Consider the following 3661-nt stretch of genomic DNA (forward strand, 5'->3'; position numbering starts at 1 on the left):
GTGCAAGGAGCCCGCACCGCCCGAGTGTGGTGGTGGGGTGCTCAATGGCGGAGACACTGGCGAAGGTCCTGCGGACAACGGTCCAAGGTTCTAGTACTGCTGGCGTGAGCTGGCGTGGAACGGTCCTGGATGCGGTTTGCGGTGATCGTATAGGCACCCTGTTGGGTCCTGAAACAACCAACCAAGGTTTGTTTCGGACAAGGAATCCAAATCTTGCTTGAGAACCGCGGCCGGTTGGTCGGAGGCTGAAGCGTTGCGGGTTTGGGTTTGGTGTTGGTTGAGAATTGCACAGTGGATGCGAGCATCTTAAAGCTTTGTGGTCAAGTTGCTGAGGGCGTACGGTGGATGCCTTGGCACCAGGAGCCGATGAAGGACGTGGGAGGCCGCGATAGGCCTGGGGGAGCTGTCAACCGAGCTGTGATCCCAGGGTGTCCGAATGGGGGAACCCGGCACCAGTCATGTGGTGTCACTCCTGCCTGAACACATAGGGCAGGTAGAGGGAACGCGGGGAAGTGAAACATCTCAGTACCCGCAGGAAGAGAAAACAATTGTGATTCCGTGAGTAGTGGCGAGCGAAAGCGGATGAGGCTAAACCAGGCATGTGTGATACTCGGCAGGGGTTGCATGTTTGGGGTTGTGGGGCGTGTCTTGACTGGTCTGCCGGCTGGTCGCACAGTCAGAAAATCGATGGTTAGTCGAAGTTCGCTGGAAAGCGGTACCGTAGACGGTGATAGTCCGGTAGGCGAAAACTGTCGGTCTGTGTTGATGTGTTCCCGAGTAGCGGCGGACTCCTGTAATCTGCCGTGAATCTGCCAGGACCACCTGGTAAGCCTAAATACTCCCTGGTGACCGATAGCGGACGAGTACCGTGAGGGAAAGGTGAAAAGTACCCCGGGAGGGGAGTGAAATAGTACCTGAAACCGTGCGCCTACAATCCGTCGGAGCGTCCTGCCTTTTGGGGCAGGGGTGACGGCGTGCCTTTTGAAGAATGAGCCTGCGAGTTAGTGATACGTGGCGAGGTTAACCCGTGTGGGGGAGCCGTAGCGAAAGCGAGTCTGAATAGGGCGTTCAGTCGCGTGTCCTAGACCCGAAGCGGAGTGATCTAGCCATGGGCAGGCTGAAGCGCGGGTAAGACCGCGTGGAGGGCCGAACCCACCAACGTTGAAAAGTTGGGGGATGATCTGTGGTTAGGGGTGAAAGGCCAATCAAACTCCGTGATAGCTGGTTCTCCCCGAAATGCATTTAGGTGCAGCGTTGCGTGTTTCTTGCCGGAGGTAGAGCACTGGATGGCCTAGGGGGCCTACAAGCTTACTGAAGTCAACTAAACTCCGAATGCCGGTAAGTGAGAGCGTGGCAGTGAGACTGCGGGGGATAAGCTTCGTAGTCGAGAGGGAAACAGCCCAGATCACCAGCTAAGGCCCCTAAGCGTGTGCTAAGTGGTAAAGGATGTGGGGTCGCATAGACAACCAGGAGGTTGGCTTAGAAGCAGCCACCCTTGAAAGAGTGCGTAATAGCTCACTGGTCAAGTGGTTCCGCGCCGACAATGTAGCGGGGCTCAAGCACACCGCCGAAGCTGTGGCATTCACACGTGTACTCGGCCTCTTTGGGGGTCCAGGTGTGTGGATGGGTAGGGGAGCGTCGTGTCACCGGTGAAGCGGCGGAGTGATCCAGTCGTGGAGGTGACGCGAGTGAGAATGCAGGCATGAGTAGCGAAAGCAGGGTGAGAAACCCTGCCGCCGGATGACCAAGGGTTCCAGGGCCAGGCTAATCCGCCCTGGGTGAGTCGGGGCCTAAGGCGAGGCCGAGAGGCGTAGTCGATGGACAACGGGTTGATATTCCCGTACCCGCGTAGAAGCGTCCATGCTGAACCTGCTTGTACTAACCTCCGGATGGTGGATGGCTTTCGGGTCTGAAGTCTGATGTTGGGAACTTGGGTGGTAGTAGGCAAGCGATGGGGTGACGCAGGAGGGTAGCTGGACCCGGCCGGTGGTTGTGCCGGGGCAAGCGTGTAGCCCGCAGCATAGGCAAATCCGTGCTGCATGTGGGTGAGGCGTGATGCGGAGCCGTTCAGGTGAAGTCAGTGATCCCATGCTGCCGAGAAAAGCCTCTAGCGAGTTTCGAGCGGCCCGTACCCGAAACCGACACAGGTGGTCAGGTAGAGAATACCGAGGCGATCGGGCGAACTGTGGTTAAGGAACTCGGCAAATTGCCCCCGTAACTTCGGGAGAAGGGGGGCCACCGATGGTGAGACCACGTGCTGGTGGAGCGGTTGGTGGCCGCAGAGACCAGGGGGAAGCGACTGTTTACTAAAAACACAGGTCCATGCTAAGTCGTAAGACGACGTATATGGACTGACGCCTGCCCGGTGCTGGAACGTTAAGGGGACCTGTTAGTCTTTCGGGGCGAAGCGGAGAACTTAAGCGCCAGTAAACGGCGGTGGTAACTATAACCATCCTAAGGTAGCGAAATTCCTTGTCGGGTAAGTTCCGACCTGCACGAATGGCGTAACGACTTCCCCACTGTCTCAACCACAGGCCCGGCGAAATTGCACTACGAGTAAAGATGCTCGTTACGCGCGGCAGGACGGAAAGACCCCGGGACCTTCACTATAGCTTGACATTGGTATCTGAATTCGCTTGTGTAGGATAGGTGGGAGCCGGTGAAGCGGTCACGCCAGTGGTCGTGGAGGCAAGCTTGAAATACCACTCTGGTGGATTTGGGTATCTAACTTTGGGCCGTGAGCCGGTTCAGGGACAGTGTCTGGTGGGTAGTTTAACTGGGGCGGTTGCCTCCTAAAATGTAACGGAGGCGCCCAAAGGTTCCCTCAGCCTGGTTGGCAATCAGGTGTTGAGTGCAAGTGCACAAGGGGGCTTGACTGTGAGACTGACAGGTCGAGCAGGGACGAAAGTCGGGACTAGTGATCCGGCACTGGCAGGTGGAAGCGGTGTCGCTCAACGGATAAAAGGTACCCCGGGGATAACAGGCTGATCTTCCCCAAGAGTCCATATCGACGGGATGGTTTGGCACCTCGATGTCGGCTCGTCGCATCCTGGGGCTGGAGTAGGTCCCAAGGGTTGGGCTGTTCGCCCATTAAAGCGGTACGCGAGCTGGGTTTAGAACGTCGTGAGACAGTTCGGTCCCTATCCGCCGCGCGCGTAGGATACTTGAGAAGGGCTGTCCCTAGTACGAGAGGACCGGGACGGACGAACCTCTGGTGTGCCAGTTGTTCTGCCAAGAGCACGGCTGGTTGGCTACGTTCGGAAGGGATAACCGCTGAAAGCATCTAAGCGGGAAGCTCGCTTCGAGATGAGGTATCCCACCCCTTGAGGGTTAAGGCCCCCAGCGAGACCACTGGGTTGATAGGCCGGAGGTGGAAGCCTGGTAACAGGTTTGAGCTGACCGGTACTAATAGGCCGAGGACTTGACCTCTATACAAGCTTTACGATGATTGCATCCACTGTGTGATTCTGAACCAATACCGTTCGCACCCCGGCCCGGTTGGGTTGGGTGTGCGGGGTTGATAGGTTCATAGTGTTTCGGTGGCCATAGCGGAGGGGAAACGCCCGGTCCCATTCCGAACCCGGAAGCTAAGCCCTCCAGCGCCGATGGTACTGCACCCGAGAGAGTGTGGGAGAGTAGGACGCCGCCGGACAATCTTTCG

At 57.5% G+C, this 3661-nt stretch carries 2 rRNA genes; both read left to right on the top strand.

Going from position 1 to position 3661, the window contains the following annotated elements:
- Positions 1-318: 318 nt before the first annotated feature.
- Positions 319-3429 (top strand): 23S ribosomal RNA (locus ACGFI8_RS47800).
- Positions 3430-3535: 106 nt separating this feature from the next.
- Positions 3536-3652 (top strand): 5S ribosomal RNA (rrf, locus tag ACGFI8_RS47805).
- The last annotated feature ends 9 nt before the right edge of the window (positions 3653-3661 follow it).

The sequence above is a fragment of the Dactylosporangium sp. NPDC048998 genome (assembly GCF_043197855.1).
Taxonomy (GTDB): domain Bacteria; phylum Actinomycetota; class Actinomycetes; order Mycobacteriales; family Micromonosporaceae; genus Dactylosporangium.